Raw genomic sequence first — 17,767 nt, 5'->3', positions numbered from 1 at the left:
TAACGGCGTTAAGGAGAGAGCCCATGAGCGACACCCATGTCCTGATCGCGGGCGCGGGGCCGACAGGCCTGGCGCTCGGCATCGACCTGGCCCGGCGCGGTGTGCCGGCGCTGATCGTGGAGCGGGCGGACGACCTGTTCCCCGGCTCGCGCGGCAAGGGGCTCCAGCCGCGCACCATGGAGGTCTTCGACGACCTCGGCGTGCTGGACCGGATCCGGGCGGGCGGCGGCCGCTACCCGCGCCAGATGGCCTGGCGCGACGGCAGGCAGCTGGGTGAGCACCGCCTGATGGAGCCGGTGGAGCCCACCGAGGAGGCGCCGTACGAGGGCTGGATGGTGCCGCAATGGCGCACCCAGCGGATCCTGCGCGACCGGCTGGAGGAGCTCGGCGGCAAGATCGCCTTCGGCCGCGAGGTCACCGGCGTCACCCAGGACGAGGACGGCGTGACCGCCCACTTCGCCGCCGGTCCGCCGCTGCGCGCCCGCTACCTGGTCGCCGCGGACGGGGGACGGTCGGCGGTGCGCCGGACGGTCGGCACCACCATGACCGGCGAGGCGGTCGACCCGCTGCCGATGCTGGTGGCGGACGTGCGGATCAGCGGCCTGGACCGGGACTGGTGGCACCTGTTCCCGCCGCGCGAGGGCGACGACGAGTTCCTCACCCTCTGCCCGCTCGCCGGGACGGACGACTTCCAGCTGGTCGCCCGGTTCACCGAGGGCACCCGGGTGGACCTCTCCCACGACGCCGTACGGCGGGTCGTGGCCGCCCGCACGCACCTCGCCGCCGAGGACGTGACCGAGGTGCTGTGGGCCTCCGACTTCCGGCCGCGTGCCGCGCTCGCCGACCGGTTCCGCGTGGGCCGGGTGTTCCTCGCGGGCGACGCGGCGCACGTGCACTCCCCGGCCGGCGGCCAGGGCCTCAACACCAGCGTCCAGGACGCCTACAACCTGGGCTGGAAGCTCGACGCGGTGCTGTCCGGCGGGGCCGACGCCTCCCTGCTCGACAGCTACGAGGAGGAGCGGCGGGCGGTCGCCGCGGCGATGCTCGGCCTGTCCACCCGCATCCACCGGGGCGAGGCGAAGCGCGGCGGCGCCACCCTGCAACTGGACCTGGAGTACCGGGGGTCCTCGCTCAGCGCGGAGACCCGCGTGGAGCCCGGGCCGGTACGCGCGGGCGACCGGGCGCCGGACGGCAGGGTGGACGGCGTGCGGCTCTTCGACGCCTTCCGGGGGCCGCACTGGACCCTGCTGGCGCTGGGCACGGACGCCCCGGAACCGCCCACGGGCGTCCGGCTGGTGCGCGGTCCGTCCCACCGCACGTACGGCACGGGCCTGTTCCTGGTCCGCCCGGACGGCTACGTGGGCTGGGCCGGGGACACCCCGGACGGGCTCGGCGCCTACCTCGCCCGGCTCGGGCGGCGCTGACGGACCGCCCACGGGTGTGCCCGGGACGTCCCAGGCCCGTCCGGCGGATCAAGCCGGAAGAACCCGACAGCGCTTCGCGCGCCGGTGAGCAGGGTTCGGGGCGTCCGGCCGCGAGGGCGCGGAGGGAGCCGACACGTCGGGGGTTACCCGCCCGAGCGCGGCCGGGAGTGGGCGTCGGCGACCGACGGCGACGCCGTTGGGGGTGTTCCCCCGCCCGTTCAGGGCAGTCGGGGAGGGCGTGCCCCACCCCGCGTCGCCGGCATGATCCGCCGGACGGGCCTTACGCGCTCGCCGTCGACAGCTTCGCCGCGAAGCCCAGGAACAGGGCACCCGCCGCCGAGGTGGCGCCCGCCGAAAGCCGGCGCCGGCGGCGGAAGACGGCGGCCAGCCGGGTACCGCTGAAGATCAGCGCGCTGAGGTAGAGCACGCTGGCGATCTGGGCGAACGCGCCCAGGACCACGAACGACAACGCCGGGTAGGCGTAGGCGGGGTCGACGAACTGCACGAAGAAGGCGATGAAGAACAGGATCGCCTTCGGGTTGAGCAGGCTGACGACCAGCGCCCGGCGGAACGGACGTTCACCGGCCGCCTCGGCGGCGGGAGCCTCCTGCGCGCTCTCCTCCCCGCGGGTGCGCCACATGCCCCACGCGGCCCGCAGCATCCCGACGGCCAGCCAGGCCAGATAGCCGGCGCCGGCGTATTTCACGATGCCGAACAGCACGGCGTTGGCCTGGAGCAGGGAGGCGACCCCGGCGGCCGACAGCGTCATCAGGACGGCGTCCCCGCACCAGACGCCGGCGGCGGCCGTGTAGCCGGAGCGCACCCCGCGGCGGGCGGCGACGGACAGGACGTACAGCGAGTTGGGTCCCGGCAGCAGGATGATCAGGGCCAGGCCCGCCAGGTAGGTGGGAAGGTCGACGACACCGAACATGGCAAGGAGTGTCGCACGGGGGTGCGACACTCCTCGGCCCTGTCTCGGCCTGCGAGAACGACGGTCAGAAGGCGTCGCTCGGCACGTACGTGCCCCATACCTCGCGCAGGGCGTTGCAGACTTCGCCGACGGTGGCGCGGGCCTTGAGGGCGTCCTTCATGGGGTAGAGGACGTTGTCCTCGCCTTCTGCGGCCTTCTTCAGCGCGTTGAGTGCGGTGTCGACGGCCTGCTGGTCGCGCTCCGCACGCAGCTTGGCGAGGCGTTCGGCCTGCTGGGCCTCGATGGCGGGGTCGACGCGGAGCGGCTCGTAGGGTTCTTCCTCGTCGAGCTGGAAGCGGTTGACTCCGACCACGACCCGCTCGGCGGAGTCGGTCTCCTGGGCGATGCGGTAGGCGGAGCGTTCGATCTCGTTCTTCTGGAAGCCGTGCTCGATGGCGTTGACGGCGCCGCCGAGGTCCTCGACCTTGCGCATCAGTTCCAGGGCGGCGGTCTCGACGTCGTCGGTCATCTTCTCGATGACGTAGGAGCCGGCGAAGGGGTCGACGGTGGCGGTGACGTCGGTCTCGTAGGCGAGGACCTGCTGGGTGCGCAGCGCCAGGCGGGCGGACTTGTCGGTGGGAAGGGCGATGGCCTCGTCGAAGGAGTTGGTGTGCAGGGACTGGGTGCCGCCGAGCACGGCGGCGAGGCCCTGCACGGCGACGCGGACCAGGTTCACCTCGGGCTGCTGGGCGGTCAGCTGCACCCCGGCCGTCTGCGTGTGGAAACGCAGCATGAGCGACTTGGGGTTCTTCGCGCCGAACTCCTCGCGCATCACCCGCGCCCAGATCCGGCGCGCGGCGCGGAACTTGGCGACCTCTTCCAGGATCGTGGTGCGGGCCACGAAGAAGAACGACAGGCGGGGGGCGAAGTCGTCGACGTCCATGCCGGCCGCGACCGCGGTGCGCACGTACTCGATGCCGTCGGCGAGGGTGAACGCGATCTCCTGCGCGGGCGAGGCGCCGGCCTCGGCCATGTGGTAGCCGGAGATGGAGATGGTGTTCCACTTCGGGATCTCGGCCCGGCAGTACTTGAAGATGTCCGCGATCAGGCGAAGGGACGGCTTGGGCGGGAAGATGTAGGTGCCGCGGGCGATGTACTCCTTCAGCACGTCGTTCTGGATCGTGCCGGTGAGCTTGTCCGCGGACACGCCCTGCTCCTCGGCGACCAGTTGGTACAGGAGCAGCAGCAGGGAGGCGGGCGCGTTGATCGTCATCGACGTGGACACCTTGTCCAGCGGGATCCCGCCGAACAGCACCCGCATGTCGTCGATCGAGTCGATCGCGACACCGACCTTGCCGACCTCGCCCGAGGCGATCGGCGCGTCGGAGTCGTGGCCCATCTGGGTGGGCAGGTCGAAGGCGACCGACAGACCCATCGTGCCGTTGGCGATCAGCTGCTTGTAGCGGGCGTTGGACTCCGTCGCCGTACCGAAACCGGCGTACTGGCGCATCGTCCACGGACGCCCCGTGTACATCGTCGGGTACACGCCCCGGGTGAACGGGTACACGCCCGGCTCACCCAGCTTCTCGGCCGGGTCCCAGCCCTCGAGGGACTCCGGCCCGTAGACCGGTTCGATGGGCAGTCCGGACTCCGACTCGCGCGCCATGATGTGCATGCCTCCCGCTGAGCAGCGTTGCTCGATCCGATCGCCGGTCACTCGCCAGTTACTCACCAGTACAGGCCGACCCTTCGACGGACTGTAGCGGTGCGCGTGCGGCCCGGTGGAGGGGCACACGCTGGGACCTTCCTCACAGCCTCGGTGGGACCCCGCTCACAGGCCGCCGTCGGGACGCCGTCCGGTCACTTCCCACCATGCCTCCTTGTTCCGCCCCGGTCACGTCCGGGGTAGAACTCAGGTGACGACCGGGCGGGTCCGGTGGGGCGGGACGAACGGGGGCAGGGGTGCGCGGGAAGAGCACGAGCAGGCGGGGGATCGCCGTCCTGGCGGCGCTGGCGGCCGGTGCCGTGGGTGCGGCCGGGTGCACGGTGCAGCCGGCCGGTACGGACGGGCAGGGCAGGTCGCCGGTGCGGATCGAGGTGCCGGACGGGACGCCGGACGCGACGCGGTCCGCGCCGCCGGCACGGTCGCCGGACGCCCCGGCCAAGCCGTCGCCGTCGGACCCGCCGTCGGCCCGGCCGGCACCCGCGCGGGTGCTGTGGTCGCCCGGGGACAAGGGGCGGGACATACGTGAGCTCCAGGCGCGGCTGCGGCAGATCGCCTGGGTCTTCCACGGGCCCACCGGGACCTACGACGACCTGACGGCGGAAGCGGTCCGGGGCTTCCAGGGCAAGCGCGGACTGCCGAGGACGGGCGTGACCGACACGGTCACCTGGCAGCGGCTGCGCGCGATGACGCGTGAACCGGGCCGCTGGGAGCTGTATCTGATGGGCGGCCAGCCCGCCGACGCACCGGATCCGCGCTGCATGACCGGCCGGGTGATGTGCATCAGCAAGTCGAGCCGCACCCTGCGCTGGATGATCGACGGCCGCACGGTGTCGACGATGCCGGTCCGCTTCGGCTCGGAGTACACCCCGACCCGCGAGGGCGTCTTCCAGGTCTTCTGGAAGTCCCGGCACCACGTGTCCACGCTCTACGACTCCCCGATGCCGTACGCGATGTTCTTCAGCGGCGGCCAGGCGGTGCACTTCTCGTCGGACTTCGCCGCCCGGGGCTACGCGGGGGCCTCGCACGGCTGCGTCAACGTGCGCGACGAGGCGGCGATCGCGGAGCTGTACGAGCAGGTGCGCGACGGCGACAAGGTCGTCGTCCACTGGTGAAAGGGGCGCGGGCGGGACCGGGGGAACGTGTCCCGCCCGCGCCAGGTGCACGAGCCGCGGGTACGGGGGGAACCCAGGCTCCGTGCGACGGCCGATGACCAGTCGGCTCACTCAGTACTGCGTCACGAGCGCCGGAAGTGTCACACCTGGCGGTACGCGATCACGTCACGGAGAGCGTCACCGCAGGTCAGGAGGGTTTTCCGGGCTCTTTGTCGCCCGCCTTCCCCTTGTTGCCCTTGCCCTTGCCCGGGCTCTGATTGCCGTCCGGGCCCTGGTCCTGACCCGTGCCGTTGCCGTTGCCCTTGCCCTTGCCGGGCTGGTTTTTCTCCTCGGCCGCCGAGCCACCGCGTCCGCCGTTGCCCCGGCCGGCGCCCTTGCCGTTGCCGCCGTCGTTGCCCTTACCGTTGCCGCCGCCGTTGCCCTTGCCCTTGTCCTGGCCCGTGCCCTCGCCGTCGTTCCCGCCGTTCCCGGCGCCGTCGCCCGGGTCCTGGTTGCCCTTGCCCTGGCCCGGGTTCGCGGCGTGGTCCCCGGCGTCGCCCGGGTCGAGCCGGGTCTCCGCGTCGTGCGTGTCGCCCCGGCCCTCGGAGTCCCGGTCGCCGGTCTTCTCGCCGGCCGTGACACCGCGGCAGTACCCGGGCACGCGGGAGGCGCCACCCGCCGCCTCGTGCAGCACCCGGCGGCGTTCGCCGTTCACCGGCCGGCCCTCGTGCCACGCGCGGCACGCCGACACGACCAGCTGCCGGCGGGCGGCGAGGGACGCCGGACCGTCGTCGGGGTCGGCCGGCGCGCTGGTGCGGCCGGTGTCCCCGTCGGCCCCGGCGCCCGCCCGGCCCCCGTCGGCGTCCCCGTCCGCCTTCCGGTCGTCGGGGGAGACGGAACCGCCCGTCGACGGAGGGGAGACCAGGGGGCGCTCGGGGTGGGTGGCCGTGGCGGAGCCCGCGGGGCCGGACCGGGAGTCGTCGGAGGGCGTGCGCAGCAGTCCGGTCCCGGCCAGCACCGCGGCGCCGCCGACCATGCCCACGACCAGCGCGGCGGCCAGCAGCTGCCGCGCGGGACGCGGCCGGCGGGGTCCGTCCGGGGTTCCGTTACGTTCGGCGCGCGGGGCGCCGAGGCGGATCAGGCCGACGTCGGCGCCCGCCGGTCCGGTGCCCTGACCGGCGGGCGGGGCCGAGTCGGCCTGTCCCGCCCGCTCGTCCCTGGACTTGCGGAAGGCGGCCAGCACGGCCGCCTCACCTGGGAGTTCCTCGCCCGCCGAGGGCGGCGGCGCGGACAGCGCGCGGAGCGTGCCGGCGAGCCGTTCGGCCCGGTCACGGTCGGGTGGGCCGGCAGCCTCGGGGGGCTCACCGCTCAGCAGGCGCTCCGCCGCCTCGGGGTCCAGCCACCTGTACTGCTCATCGGCCATCACATGTCCTTCTGCGTCCGCGTTCGCAACTGCGTCACACTCGCGGACGTCACCGTACGACGGCGTGGTTCTCTCTGGGGCGGTAGGGCGTCGAGCACCCCGGCGGATTCCGGATGGCCTTCCGGATCGTCGAGCAGCTCGGCCAGCCGGCGCAGACCGCGGTGGGCCGCCGTCCGGACGGCGCCGGGCCGCTTGCCCAGGGTCTGCGCGGCCGTCTTGGCGTCCAGCCCGACGACGACGCGCAGGACGACGGCCTCGGCCTGGTCCTGCGGCAGCCGGGAGATGAGGGAGAACGCGCCGTCGGTGGCCAGCGCCTCCATCGCCTCGCCGGCCGTGTCGGACTCGGCGGGCCGGCCGGTCAGCTCGGTCTCGTCGCCGCCTATCGCCGGGCGGCGCCCGCGCATGCGTATGTGGTCCAGCGCGCGGTTGCGGGCGATACGGGCGGCCCAGCCGCGGAAGCGGTCCGCGTCGCCGCTGAAGCGGTCCAGGTCACGGGCGATCTGCAGCCACGCCTCGGACGTCACGTCCTCGGCGTCGGGCTCGCCGACGAGTGTCCTTACGTACCCGAGCAGCCGTGGGTGCACGGCGCGGTACACGGTCCGGAACGCGGTCTCGTCCCCGTCCTGTGCCGCACGCACCGCGGCAGTCAGCTCCGCGTCGTCCCCCAGCACGCGTGCGCCCTTCTGCGCCTAAGCCGGCGCCGCTCTCGCGGACCGGGTTGCTCGCCGTCGTCATTGCTCAGTCGGTCGTTGCGGTCTCAAGGCCGCGCACGGAGGTTGTGGTCGTTTGTCTCCCGCGGCCTGGCGCGAAAGGCACGTTACGACCTGAAACCACTCCCCGTCCATGACCGTACAAGATGCAACTAACCCGTGACACCGGACGTGTGACAGAAAACGCATGCCCGGCGCTGTAGAAGGTACGGGTCGCCGCGCGGCCCGTACCGCGCGACGGCCGGGGCCTCTCCTGTGGGGGGTGGCGGCCCCGGCCGTCTCCGCGCCCACCCCGCCGTCCAGTTGAGGGGCCATCAGGTCCCGCCCCGGCCGCGGGCAGTCGTGCCGCTGGGGCGATGGGGAGTCCCCCCGCTCGAGCGAAGCCGAGAGTGGGGGGGGTGGGCGCGGCGGCACCCCGTCCACGCCGGGCCGCGCGAACACCCCCCGTTCCGGTGAGGAACGCAACCCCTAAGGCTTCCCCGCAGGAGGCACGCGCCCCTCCCCCTGGCCACCGTTCCCCTTGCCGGCACCGTTCCCCTCGCCCCGTGGCTCGGTACCGACCGCCTCCCTCGCGGTGCGACCACCCTCAGGCGCCGCAGGCGTACTCGGCCGCACCGGCGCCGTAGCCCCGGAGCGTCCGGCGCAGTACGCCCCCACCCGCTCCTCACCCCCCGCCGCCGCGACCAACCGCTCCCAGCCCGGCGCGTCCAGTGCCCGGCCCCGCCCCGCGACCTCCTCGTAGGCCCGGCAGTGGGCCTCGATGTCCCGGGCGGTGTCCGGGCGTTCGCCGTCGGACCGCCCGCCGGCAGCCCCCGGAGCGGAGGCGGGGCCCGGTGTCTCCCCGGGGGCCGCCGCTGCCTCCGGAGCCGCCGGAGCGGACGTGGCGGACGGCGACCCCGTGGGCCGGGGCTCCTCGGACGGCCCGTCGGTCGAGGAGCCCGCGGCCCCGATCCCGGCCACCGCCACCCCGCTCAGTGCGCAGCCCGCGACCAGCGCGGTGAGGGCGGCCCGGAGCGAACGCCCGCCGAACCGCCGTCGAGGGGCCCGCCAGTCGTCCCGGCGGCGGGTGCGCGCGCCATGCGCCCCCGACTCCCGGGCGGCCACGAACGCGGCGACGGCCCGCTGTTCCGCCCCGGCGTCCACGCGGTCGTGGACCAGGACTGCGGCGAGCGCCGCCTCCAGGCGGGCCGTGTCACGGGCCGGCCCCTCGACGGAGACGGGAGCGGGACGGCCGAGCGCGGACGGTGTGCCCTCGGGGCGCGCACGCCGACGGCCGGCCCGCCCGCCGTCGCTCTGCCGTTCACCCATGTCCGTTCCGCCCCTGCTCGATCGTGTGTTCGGACGCGCCCGGTTCCGGTCCGCCGTGCGGCCGCCGGGCCCGTGCGTGTGCGGCTGTCGCACCCTGTCCCACCAGGCGGAAGACCAGTGACTCGGACAAACGGATACGGTCCGTCCGCCCCGGCCGTTCAGCCGCGGGCCCGGCCGTGCCGTGCGACACGACCGCCGTCCTGTCCCGCGGTCACGTCGTCTCACCCAGCGTCCGCGGTGCGTCATCCGTCACACCGTCGTCGCCGAGCTGCCGTGCCAGGCGCCGCAGGCCCCGGTGCGCGGCGGTCCGTACGGCGCCCGGGCGCTTGCCCAGCACCCGGGCGGCGGAGGGTCCGTCGAGGCCGACGACCACACGCAGCAGCACGGCCTCGGCCTGGTCCCGGGGCAGTCCGCCGACGAGGGCGAGGGCCTGCTCGGTGGACATGGCCTCCATGGCCTGGTCGTGGGTGCTGTGTGGCGCGGGCAGTTCCAGTACGTCCTGTTCCAGGGCGGACGGCCGGGGTCGTACCCGCTGCCGGCGCAGGTGGTCCAGCGCCCGGTGCCGGGCGATGGTCGCCGTCCAGCCGCGGAACCCGGCGCCGTCGCCCTCGAACCGGCCCAGGTCGCGGGCGATCTCCAGCCAGGCGTCCGACATCACGTCCTCGGCGTCGCCGCCGACCAGTCCGCGCACGTAGGCGAGCAGTCCGGGCTGCACGAGCCGGTAGGCCACGGCGAACGCGGCCTCGTCGCCTTCCTGGGCGCGCGCGACGGCCGCGCCCAGCTCCCCGTCGTACGCCTGTGTGCGGCGGGATTCCCCTCCGTGGCCCAAGAACCGTCCTCGTCCGTACCGAGCGCGTAGCGCCTCGCTCCCGCATGACGTGTGCACGTCGGCCGTGTCACGCCCCCAGGGTCCTCAGCGCGCGCCGCCGGCAAAGTGTCACAGGTCAACCCACGTCCCCGACGCCCCACCGGCCCCGCGCGGCCCGTGCCGGCCGCTCCTCACCCGCGGCGGGTGCCGCTCGTCGCGTCCCTGCACAGCAGGCGCAGGGAGCCGTCGTGGGTGTAGCAGCGACGGGCCTCGTCGACGGGGTCCCAGAGGCGGCCGTCGGGGGTGCGCACCCAGTGGTCGCCGCCGGAGGCCCACCACTCGCCCCCCGTCTGACGCACGATCACCTCGCCGGCGTAGGCCCCGAAGCCGCGCAGCACCAGCTCCACGGCGGCGTACGGGGCCGACTCCCGGCGGATGTCCTCGATCATGCGGTCGACGCTCCACAGACTGCGCGCCGAGTAGTCGAGGCGCAACCGTGCCCCCTCACGCATCGCCGCCACCGCGTCCGCCGCCCAGCGGACCGGCTTCGTCGCCGCCGAGGGCCTGGTCTCCTGCTGTGTCGTCACAGTCGTCGCAGTCGTCACACTCTGGAGAGCGCTGCGGCGAACCGTTTCGTCACCCCGATTCGGCGACTTCCCACAACGGGCGCACGACCGCCCCAGGACACGCACACGACCGTTGCCGCACGCCCCCGCCGGGCACGGGGCCTCATCCGTCCCGGCGGCTGCGGCGGGAGACCGCGGCGCGCAGCACCCGGCGCCCCTCCGTGGACGCCTTCAGCGCGCCGCGCAGCCCGGCCGTGCCGTGGGCGGCGACGAGCTCCAGGACGGCGGTCTGACGGCGCAGTTCCGCGGCGAGCAGCGGCGACAGACCGTCCGCGCGGTCCTCGCGGCGCGCGGCGGCCAGATCGGTGTCGCCGGCGCCGTCGAGCAGCAGGTGGATGCGCAGCGCGTCGACGGAGCAGCGGTCGGCCCACTCCCGCAGCGCCGGCGCGGACCGCGCGGCGGGGGCGGCGGCGAGCATTCCGCGCGCCAGTACCGCCGCCTCGTCCGTACCGCACGCCGGGCCGGCCGCCGCGTCCAGCTTCCCGCGCGTCTGCTCCAGCAGTTCGCCCCAGTCGCCGTCGGCGGGACCCTCCGCGAGGCTCCCCCACAGCGGCCGCAGCACCTCGTCGTCACCGCCCAGCAGCGGCGCGCACCGATCCAAACAAGCCAACCCGCTCACGGCAAGTCCGCGCTCGTCGGCCCGCGCGATCAGTTCCTCAAGGCTCATCCACGCCTCCCTCGGCGGCTCTCCGCAGGCCCCCTGAGGAGGCCTCGACGGGCCTCGTCCCTCACGGAGCCCGCATTTCCCCTTACTGCGTGCGACAAGCCGGGAGTGTCACTCGGGCACCACACACAACCGGTCGAGCAGCCGGAAGAAGAGGTTTTCGGCCAGCGGTCCGGGGTCCGCGGTCAGCACCTCCAGGACGTCCTCGACGGCCACCGTGCGCCCGGCCTCCTCGGCCCAGAAGACGGCCCGTTCGGCGGCGTCGGCGGGTTCCAGGAAGTAGTCGTCGACGGTGAGCCCCTCCTGCCGGCCGTCGAGGTACCCGGCCATCGCCTCCCGGGCGAGGCAGGCCGTCCACACCCCGCTCTCGGGGGACGCCGCCTCCACGGCCACGCAGTCGCTGTCCATCACGTACCCGAAGAGCGCGGGCGCCCCGGTCTCCCGGGCCAGGTCGGCCATGCCGCCCACCTCGCCCTCGCGTCCCGGGTACTCCCACATCTGCCACCCGTCCGGGGCCGAGGTGCGCAGGGTCAGTCCCCCGGCCGCGCCGGCCAGCGCGCCCAGTCCGGCGAGCGGCCGCTCCCCGCGGCCCACGACGAAATAGCCCCAATAACCCATGTGCCGGTGTCCCCCCGTATGTCGGTTCTCGGCCCGGCGCGCCGAGCCGTCGGCTCGCCGAGAACACCACCACAGCCGCCCGGGGGTTCGCAGGCGTTCGCGGCAATCCGCTCAGTCCAGCCGGTCCGCCAGCTCGCGGAACTCGTTCCAGGACAGCTCGGGCTCGCCCGGGTCCCACAGCTTCTGGACCAGCGCCCGCAGCGGCATCCGGATACCCGCCGCGACCTGCTCCTGGGTCTGGGAGCGCGGCAGGTCGCCCCAGACGGCGAAGGACCCGCCGAGGATCTGCCGGTCGTACTTCGCGGGGACGGCGGTGGTGCCGCGCAGCACCCGCGGCGTCCACTGCTCGTAGATCCGCTCGCCGGTCGGGTAGACGAAGGTGAGCGGCTCGCCGAGCACGTAGTAGAGGAACTCGTCGTTGTAGTTGATCACGTCGCGGCCCTCGGCGAGGTACTCGGCGGGCTTACGGGCGCCGATCTCCTTGCCGGTCCAGTAGGCGACCCGGATGTCCTCGTCGGCCTGGACGGACCCGCCGGAGAAGAAGCCGTCGTTCCATGCGCGGGGGACGCGGTCGTTCGCGCGGACGGTGGCGGCCCGGTCGTTGAGCCAGCCCGTGGTGAGGTCCTCGACGGTGGCACCGGAGCCGTACTTGTCGCGGGCCGCGGCGGCGAGGCCGGGGAAGGTCGCCTCGGGGTCGGAGACCACCAGGGCCTGGTACTCGTCGCCGCCGAGGTGCCACTGGTCGCCGGGGAAGAGCCCGGCGTACTCGTCCAGCAGGTCGTCGACGATCTCGGCGGACTTCGGGTTCGCGATGTCGACGGCGCCGCGCACCGCCTCGCCGTTCGCCTTGCGCAGCTGGAGGTCGGGGTGGGCGTCGATGACGGCGCCGAGGTGTCCGGGCGAGTCGATCTCGGGGACGACGGTGATGTGCCGGCTCTCCGCGAGCTCGACGATCTTCCGGACCTGCGCCTTGGTGAGGTGGTCCTTCGAGACGATCTCCGGGTGCGAGTCGGACTCGATACGGAAGCCCTGGTCGTCGGAGAAGTGCAGACCGATCTCGTTGTACTTGAGGTCGCCCAGTTCGCGTATGCGGTCCTCTATCCAGCCGGCGTCGTAGTGCTTGCGCGCGATGTCCAGCATCAGCCCGCGCCGCGGCTTGGCGGGCTCGTCGCGCACCACGCCCTCGGGGGCGGTGCCGGCGCCGCGTATCTCCTGCTTGAGCGTGCGGGTGCCGTGGAAGACGCCCGCCTCGCCCGGCCCGCTCACGGTCACCCGCCCGCCGCGCACCGTCAGGGTGTACGACTCCGGGTTCGCCCCCTCGTCCCGGTTCAGCTCCAGGCGCACGTCACCGGCCCGCTCGTCGTCCCGTTCGCCCGCGTACGTCAGCCCCAACTCGCGGGCGGTCAGCCGGCCCTCGTCGGCCAGCGCCGGGTCGGACACGACCACCCGGTGGCCGGGCACCGGGCGCCAGCCGGGACCGCGTTCGGCCGTGTGCTCGCGGACGGCGGGTATGGTCCGCGGCGCCTCGGACAGCGGATAGCTGCGGGTCGGGCTCGGCGTCGGGGAGGAGGGGGAGGAGGGGGAGGCGGCCGCCCCGCCGTCCCCGCCGGAGGCCCACAGACCGAGGCCCACACCGGAGGCGACCACCACCGCGCCCGCGGCCACGGCCGCCGCCGTCACCCGCCGCCGTCGCGTCGCCCCCTCGACGGGGCGACGCCTGCGCTGACCGTGCTGCCTGTGCCGACTCACTCTGCCAACGTACGACCCGTTCGGGTGAGAGGCGTCCACAAGCCGTCCCCAAACTCTGCCGTCCGGGTGAAATGGGGGTACCGATCGGACACGTCTCGGACTCACTCGATAACGTGACGTCACAACTCTCACAGCATCTGCCACCGACACACACGAGACGCCCACGAGGACCCACGCTGCCTGCGCACCGTCTCCCAGACCTCCCCGGCCGAGTCGCCATACCCGGACAGTCCCGCGGCGCGCCCGGCTCGCCGTCCCCGCTCGAGTGGTTCAACACCGCCCCCGAGCCGGACGCCGAGCGCGCCCTCCTGGCCTGTCTGCGCAGCCGTCGCTGGGCGCTGCTGCTCACCGGCCACCGCCCCTACCCCGACGTGGCGTCCCTCCTGGCCGCCTCGGACGAGGCGACGTACGACCTCTCGCCGGAGGAGATCGCCGAGGCGCTGGCCGCCGAGCCGCTCCCCTCCCTCCCCGAGGACACCTACACGGCCGCCCACACCGCCCTGAACGCCGCGCACGCGGCCTACGAGGCCAAGTTCGGCCATGTGTTCGTCATCTGCCTGGACGGCGTCCCCGGGAACGAGATCCTGGACCGCGTCCTGGAGAACATCCGGTCACGATTGGCGAACGATCCCGAGGAGGAGCACGCGGTCACCCGGGACCAGCTCCGCCTCCTGGCCAGGGAACGTCTGCACGACGCCCTGAGGGGCGCGGGACCGTGACGATGTGCGGCTCCGCCGCGTGAGCGCGACAAGCCCCCACGGCGCCGCACCCGGCAATTAGCCGCACACCCCCCTCTTCCGGCGGCCGCCCGCACCAACCGGGCCCCCCTTTTGGTGCAAGTTTGATCACACCGGCAGGCCCCCCGTAAGCGCCACAGGCAACCGTCGCTACCATGCTGGGGGCCGGTGGACCGTACCCGGCCGGGCCCGACCGACAAGGAAAGCCGGCGCGGCCCCAATCACCGCTCCCGGAGGAAATTTCCGTGCCGGCTGGAACGCTGTACCGCGGCCGGGAAGGAATGTGGTCCTGGGTGGCTCATCGAGTCACCGGCGTCCTCATCTTCTTCTTCCTGTTCGTTCACGTGCTGGACACCGCCCTCGTGCGCGTGTCCCCCGAGGCCTACGACAACGTCGTGGCCACGTACAAGACGCCGATCGTCGCGCTGCTGGAGTACGGCCTCGTCGCCGCCATCCTCTTCCACGCGCTCAACGGCCTGCGTGTCATCGCCGTCGACTTCTGGATCAAGGGCGCCCGGTACCAGAAGCAGATGCTCTGGACCGTCGTCGCCGTGTGGATCGTGCTGATGCTCGGGGCGATCTACCCCGTCCTCGGCCACGCCGCTCGTGAACTGTTCGGGAGCTGACGCAGATGTCCACGACTGAAACCTCCGCCGCGGGCATCGGCCCCGTCGAGGGCGGGTCCCTCTACTCCGTCGACAACCCCGCGCCGGTCATCGAGCCCCCGCGCAAGCGCACCCGGAAGACCCCGAAGTCCACCCGCGGCAACTTCGAGCTGGCCGCGTGGCTCTTCATGCGACTGTCGGGTGTCGTGCTGGTCGTCCTGGTCATCGGGCACCTGCTGATCCAGCTCGTGCTGGACGGCGGCGTCTCGAAGATCGGCTTCGCCTTCGTGGCGGGCCGCTGGGCGAGCCCCTTCTGGCAGGTCTGGGACCTGGCGATGCTGTGGCTGGCCATGCTGCACGGCGCCAACGGCCTGCGCACGGTCATCAACGACTACGCCGAGCGGCCGAACACCCGCCTGTGGCTGAAGGGCCTGCTCTACACGGCCACGGTGTTCACCATCCTGCTGGGCACGCTGGTGATCTTCACCTTCGACCCGAACATCCGCTAGGCACGGGGCTGCGAGAATCATGAAGATCCACAAGTACGACACCGTCATCGTCGGCGCCGGTGGCGCCGGTATGCGCGCCGCCATCGAGTCGACGAAGCGCAGCCGCACCGCCGTGCTGACCAAGCTGTATCCCACCCGCTCCCACACGGGCGCCGCGCAGGGCGGCATGGCCGCCGCGCTCGCCAACGTGGAGGAGGACAACTGGGAGTGGCACACCTTCGACACGGTCAAGGGCGGTGACTACCTGGTCGACCAGGACGCCGCCGAGATCCTGGCGAAGGAGGCCATCGACTCCGTCCTCGACCTGGAGAAGATGGGCCTGCCGTTCAACCGCACCCCGAACGGCACCATCGACCAGCGCCGCTTCGGCGGTCACTCCCGCAACCACGGCGAGGCCCCGGTCCGCCGGTCCTGCTACGCCGCGGACCGCACCGGCCACATGATCCTCCAGACGCTGTACCAGAACTGCGTCAAGGAGGGCGTGGAGTTCTTCAACGAGTTCTACGTCCTGGACCAGCTGATCACCGAGGTCGACGGCGTCAAGAAGTCGTCCGGCGTCGTGGCGTACGAGCTGGCGACCGGCGAGATCCACGTCTTCCAGGCGAAGTCCGTGATCTACGCGTCCGGCGGCACCGGCAAGTTCTTCAAGGTGACGTCCAACGCGCACACCCTGACCGGTGACGGCCAGGCCGCCGTGTACCGCCGGGGTCTGCCGCTGGAGGACATGGAGTTCTTCCAGTTCCACCCGACCGGCATCTGGCGCATGGGCATCCTGCTGACGGAGGGCGCCCGCGGTGAGGGCGGCATCCTGCGCAACAAGGACGGCGAGCGCTTCATGGAGAAGTACGCGCCGGTCATGAAGGACCTCGCCTCGCGTGACGTCGTCTCGCGCTCCATCTACACGGAGATCCGCGAGGGCCGCGGCTGCGGTCCCGAGGGCGACCACGTCTACCTGGACCTCACGCACCTCCCGCCGGAGCAGCTGGACGCCAAGCTGCCCGACATCACCGAGTTCGCGCGGACCTACCTCGGCATCGAGCCCTACACGGACCCGATTCCGATCCAGCCCACCGCGCACTACGCGATGGGCGGCATCCCGACCAACGTCCAGGGCGAGGTGCTGGCGGACAACACCACCGTCGTCCCCGGCCTGTACGCGGCCGGCGAGGTGGCCTGCGTGTCCGTGCACGGTGCCAACCGGCTGGGCACCAACTCGCTGCTGGACATCAACGTGTTCGGCAAGCGGGCCGGCATCGCCGCCGCGGAGTACGCGCAGACCGCGGACTTCGTCGAGCTGCCGGAGGACCCCGAGTCCCTGGTCGTCGGGCAGATCGAGCGGCTGCGTTCCTCCACCGGCAACGAGCGGGTGGCCGAGCTGCGCCGCGAGCTGCAGGAGACCATGGACGCCAACGTGATGGTGTTCCGCACCGAGCAGACGATCAAGACGGCGGTCGAGAAGATCGCCGAACTGCGCGAGCGTTACAAGAACGTCGCGATCCAGGACAAGGGCAAGCGGTTCAACACCGACCTGCTGGAGGCCATCGAGCTGGGCAACCTGCTCGACCTGGCCGAGGTCATGGCCGTCTCCGCGCTGGCCCGCAAGGAGTCCCGCGGCGGTCACTACCGCGAGGACTACCCGAACCGCGACGACGTCAACTTCATGCGCCACACGATGGCGTACCGCGAGGTCGGCGCCGACGGCACCGAGACCGTCCGTCTGGACTACAAGCCGGTCGTCCAGACCCGCTACCAGCCGATGGAGCGTAAGTACTGATGGCTACCCCCGTACTGGACAAGGCGGACGCGGCCGGCTCCCCCGAGCCCGGCTTCGCCGACTCCCCCTACATCACCGTCACCCTGCGGATCCGCCGGTTCAACCCGGAGGTCTCCGCGGACGCGACCTGGGAAGACTTCCAGCTGGAGATCGACCCCAAGGAGCGTGTCCTCGACGCGCTGCACAAGATCAAGTGGGACCTGGACGGCACCCTGACCTTCCGCCGTTCCTGCGCCCACGGCATCTGCGGCTCCGACGCCATGCGGATCAACGGCAAGAACCGCCTGGCGTGCAAGACGCTGATCAAGGACATCAACCCCGAGAAGCCGATCACGGTCGAGGCCATCAAGGGCCTGACGGTCCTGAAGGACCTGGTCGTCGACATGGAGCCGTTCTTCCAGGCGTACCGGGACGTGATGCCCTTCCTGATCACGAAGGACACCAACGAGCCGACGCGTGAGCGGCTGCAGTCCGCCGAGGACCGCGAGCGCTTCGACGACACGACCAAGTGCATCCTGTGCGCCGCGTGCACCTCGTCGTGCCCGGTGTTCTGGAACGACGGCCAGTACTTCGGCCCGGCCGCGATCGTCAACGCGCACCGCTTCATCTTCGACTCGCGTGACGAGGCCGGCGAGCAGCGCCTGGAGATCCTCAACGACAAGGACGGCGTGTGGCGTTGCCGCACGACGTTCAACTGCACGGACGCCTGCCCGCGCGGTATCGAGGTCACCAAGGCGATCGCCGAGGTGAAGCGTGCGCTGATCACGCGCCGCTACTGAGGCACCGCGCCGTACCAGCCCGAGGGCCCGCCTCCGATCCGGAGACGGGCCCTCGGGCGTTCGCGGGTGCCCCGCCGCGGTGCCTGCGTGTAGTGCGTCCGCACCAGGCCGTGTGCCCGGCCGGTGCGTGCGCACCAGTGGGGACGGCACCACGGGACGATGCCCGGCCGGCGGCGGAACCGGAGGGTGGGAGTCATGCGATCCCGTCCGTGCGTGACACGCTCCCCCGCCCCCGGCGCCTTCGCTCTCCGGTGGCCGCCCCCTATCCTGGGCCGCGTGCTGCCAGGTCCGGACGTCGCGGGTGAG

At 72.8% G+C, this 17,767-nt stretch carries 17 protein-coding genes; 7 read left to right on the top strand and 10 right to left on the bottom strand.

What is annotated here, in order from left to right; all coding sequences use genetic code 11:
* Nucleotides 1-23 precede the first annotated feature (23 nt).
* Entirely contained in the window at nucleotides 24-1,424 is a 1,401-nt protein-coding gene (locus tag B100_RS0105005) for an FAD-dependent oxidoreductase (protein ID WP_024883345.1), read from the top strand.
* A 280-nt stretch (nucleotides 1,425-1,704) separates the two neighbouring features.
* Here B100_RS0105005 and leuE read toward each other — a convergent pair whose 3' ends face one another.
* Both leuE and B100_RS0104995 read right to left on the bottom strand, forming a co-directional pair.
* The gene (gene leuE, locus B100_RS0105000) at nucleotides 1,705-2,355 is read right to left on the bottom strand and encodes a leucine efflux protein LeuE (RefSeq protein WP_024883344.1); all 651 of its coding nucleotides are present in this window, start codon (nucleotides 2,353-2,355) and stop codon (nucleotides 1,705-1,707) included.
* Between the two features lie 64 nt (nucleotides 2,356-2,419).
* Nucleotides 2,420-4,000, bottom strand: coding sequence for a methylmalonyl-CoA mutase family protein (locus B100_RS0104995; protein WP_024883343.1), 1,581 nt, complete (start codon nucleotides 3,998-4,000; stop codon nucleotides 2,420-2,422).
* A 296-nt stretch (nucleotides 4,001-4,296) separates the two neighbouring features.
* Between B100_RS0104995 and B100_RS0104990 the strand changes: the two genes are divergently transcribed.
* Nucleotides 4,297-5,172: a L,D-transpeptidase family protein gene (locus B100_RS0104990; RefSeq protein WP_486585585.1), complete on the top strand. Its 876-nt coding sequence runs from the start codon at nucleotides 4,297-4,299 to the stop codon at nucleotides 5,170-5,172.
* Nucleotides 5,173-5,359: 187 nt separating this feature from the next.
* Here the strand turns inward: B100_RS0104990 and B100_RS36320 are convergent, their stop codons facing one another.
* From B100_RS36320 to B100_RS0104950, 8 genes are all read right to left on the bottom strand, one after another.
* Nucleotides 5,360-6,574, bottom strand: a complete 1,215-nt coding sequence (locus B100_RS36320; protein ID WP_024883341.1) for a hypothetical protein — start codon at nucleotides 6,572-6,574, stop codon at nucleotides 5,360-5,362.
* Nucleotides 6,574-7,245 (bottom strand): RNA polymerase sigma factor, encoded by a 672-nt coding sequence (locus tag B100_RS0104980; RefSeq protein WP_024883340.1) that lies wholly within the window; start codon nucleotides 7,243-7,245, stop codon nucleotides 6,574-6,576. Before B100_RS0104980 ends, B100_RS36320 begins: the two co-directional genes overlap by 1 nt.
* Nucleotides 7,246-7,752: 507 nt before the next feature.
* Nucleotides 7,753-8,592 (bottom strand): hypothetical protein, encoded by an 840-nt coding sequence (locus B100_RS0104975; protein WP_024883339.1) that lies wholly within the window; start codon nucleotides 8,590-8,592, stop codon nucleotides 7,753-7,755.
* Nucleotides 8,593-8,803: 211 nt separating this feature from the next.
* Nucleotides 8,804-9,421, bottom strand: coding sequence for an RNA polymerase sigma factor (locus B100_RS0104970; protein ID WP_024883338.1), 618 nt, complete (start codon nucleotides 9,419-9,421; stop codon nucleotides 8,804-8,806).
* A 170-nt stretch (nucleotides 9,422-9,591) separates the two neighbouring features.
* Nucleotides 9,592-9,987: a hypothetical protein gene (locus B100_RS0104965; RefSeq protein ID WP_024883337.1), complete on the bottom strand. Its 396-nt coding sequence runs from the start codon at nucleotides 9,985-9,987 to the stop codon at nucleotides 9,592-9,594.
* Nucleotides 9,988-10,129: 142 nt separating this feature from the next.
* Nucleotides 10,130-10,693, bottom strand: coding sequence for a hypothetical protein (locus B100_RS0104960; protein ID WP_024883336.1), 564 nt, complete (start codon nucleotides 10,691-10,693; stop codon nucleotides 10,130-10,132).
* A gap of 108 nt (nucleotides 10,694-10,801) precedes the next feature.
* A complete protein-coding gene (locus tag B100_RS0104955; RefSeq protein WP_024883335.1) occupies nucleotides 10,802-11,308 on the bottom strand; it encodes a hypothetical protein in 507 nt (168 codons plus the stop codon).
* A 111-nt stretch (nucleotides 11,309-11,419) separates the two neighbouring features.
* The gene (locus B100_RS0104950; protein ID WP_024883334.1) at nucleotides 11,420-12,973 is read right to left on the bottom strand and encodes a beta-N-acetylhexosaminidase; all 1,554 of its coding nucleotides are present in this window, start codon (nucleotides 12,971-12,973) and stop codon (nucleotides 11,420-11,422) included.
* A 197-nt stretch (nucleotides 12,974-13,170) separates the two neighbouring features.
* On the opposite strand from B100_RS0104950, the gene B100_RS0104945 reads away from it, so the two are divergent.
* The 5 genes from B100_RS0104945 (at nucleotide 13,171) to B100_RS0104925 (ending at nucleotide 17,461) form a co-directional block, all read left to right on the top strand.
* Entirely contained in the window at nucleotides 13,171-13,776 is a 606-nt protein-coding gene (locus tag B100_RS0104945; protein ID WP_024883333.1) for a 2-oxo-4-hydroxy-4-carboxy-5-ureidoimidazoline decarboxylase, read from the top strand.
* A gap of 263 nt (nucleotides 13,777-14,039) precedes the next feature.
* Nucleotides 14,040-14,420 carry a succinate dehydrogenase, cytochrome b556 subunit gene (sdhC, locus tag B100_RS0104940; RefSeq protein WP_078540725.1) on the top strand — a complete coding sequence of 127 codons (381 nt, stop codon included), beginning with the start codon at nucleotides 14,040-14,042 and terminating at the stop codon, nucleotides 14,418-14,420.
* 5 nt (nucleotides 14,421-14,425) lie between these two features.
* Complete coding sequence (locus B100_RS0104935; protein ID WP_024883331.1) at nucleotides 14,426-14,908, top strand: succinate dehydrogenase hydrophobic membrane anchor subunit; 483 nt, start codon at nucleotides 14,426-14,428, stop codon at nucleotides 14,906-14,908.
* Nucleotides 14,909-14,927: 19 nt separating this feature from the next.
* The gene (sdhA, locus tag B100_RS0104930; RefSeq protein WP_024883330.1) at nucleotides 14,928-16,682 is read left to right on the top strand and encodes a succinate dehydrogenase flavoprotein subunit; all 1,755 of its coding nucleotides are present in this window, start codon (nucleotides 14,928-14,930) and stop codon (nucleotides 16,680-16,682) included.
* Nucleotides 16,682-17,461: a succinate dehydrogenase iron-sulfur subunit gene (locus B100_RS0104925; RefSeq protein WP_019527838.1), complete on the top strand. Its 780-nt coding sequence runs from the start codon at nucleotides 16,682-16,684 to the stop codon at nucleotides 17,459-17,461. Before sdhA ends, B100_RS0104925 begins: the two co-directional genes overlap by 1 nt.
* Nucleotides 17,462-17,767 lie beyond the last annotated feature (306 nt).

It is taken from the genome of Streptomyces sp. CNH189, from assembly GCF_000527195.1.
The sequence above is the reverse complement of the archived record's forward strand: the minus strand, read 5'-3'. Positions and strand labels throughout refer to the sequence as shown.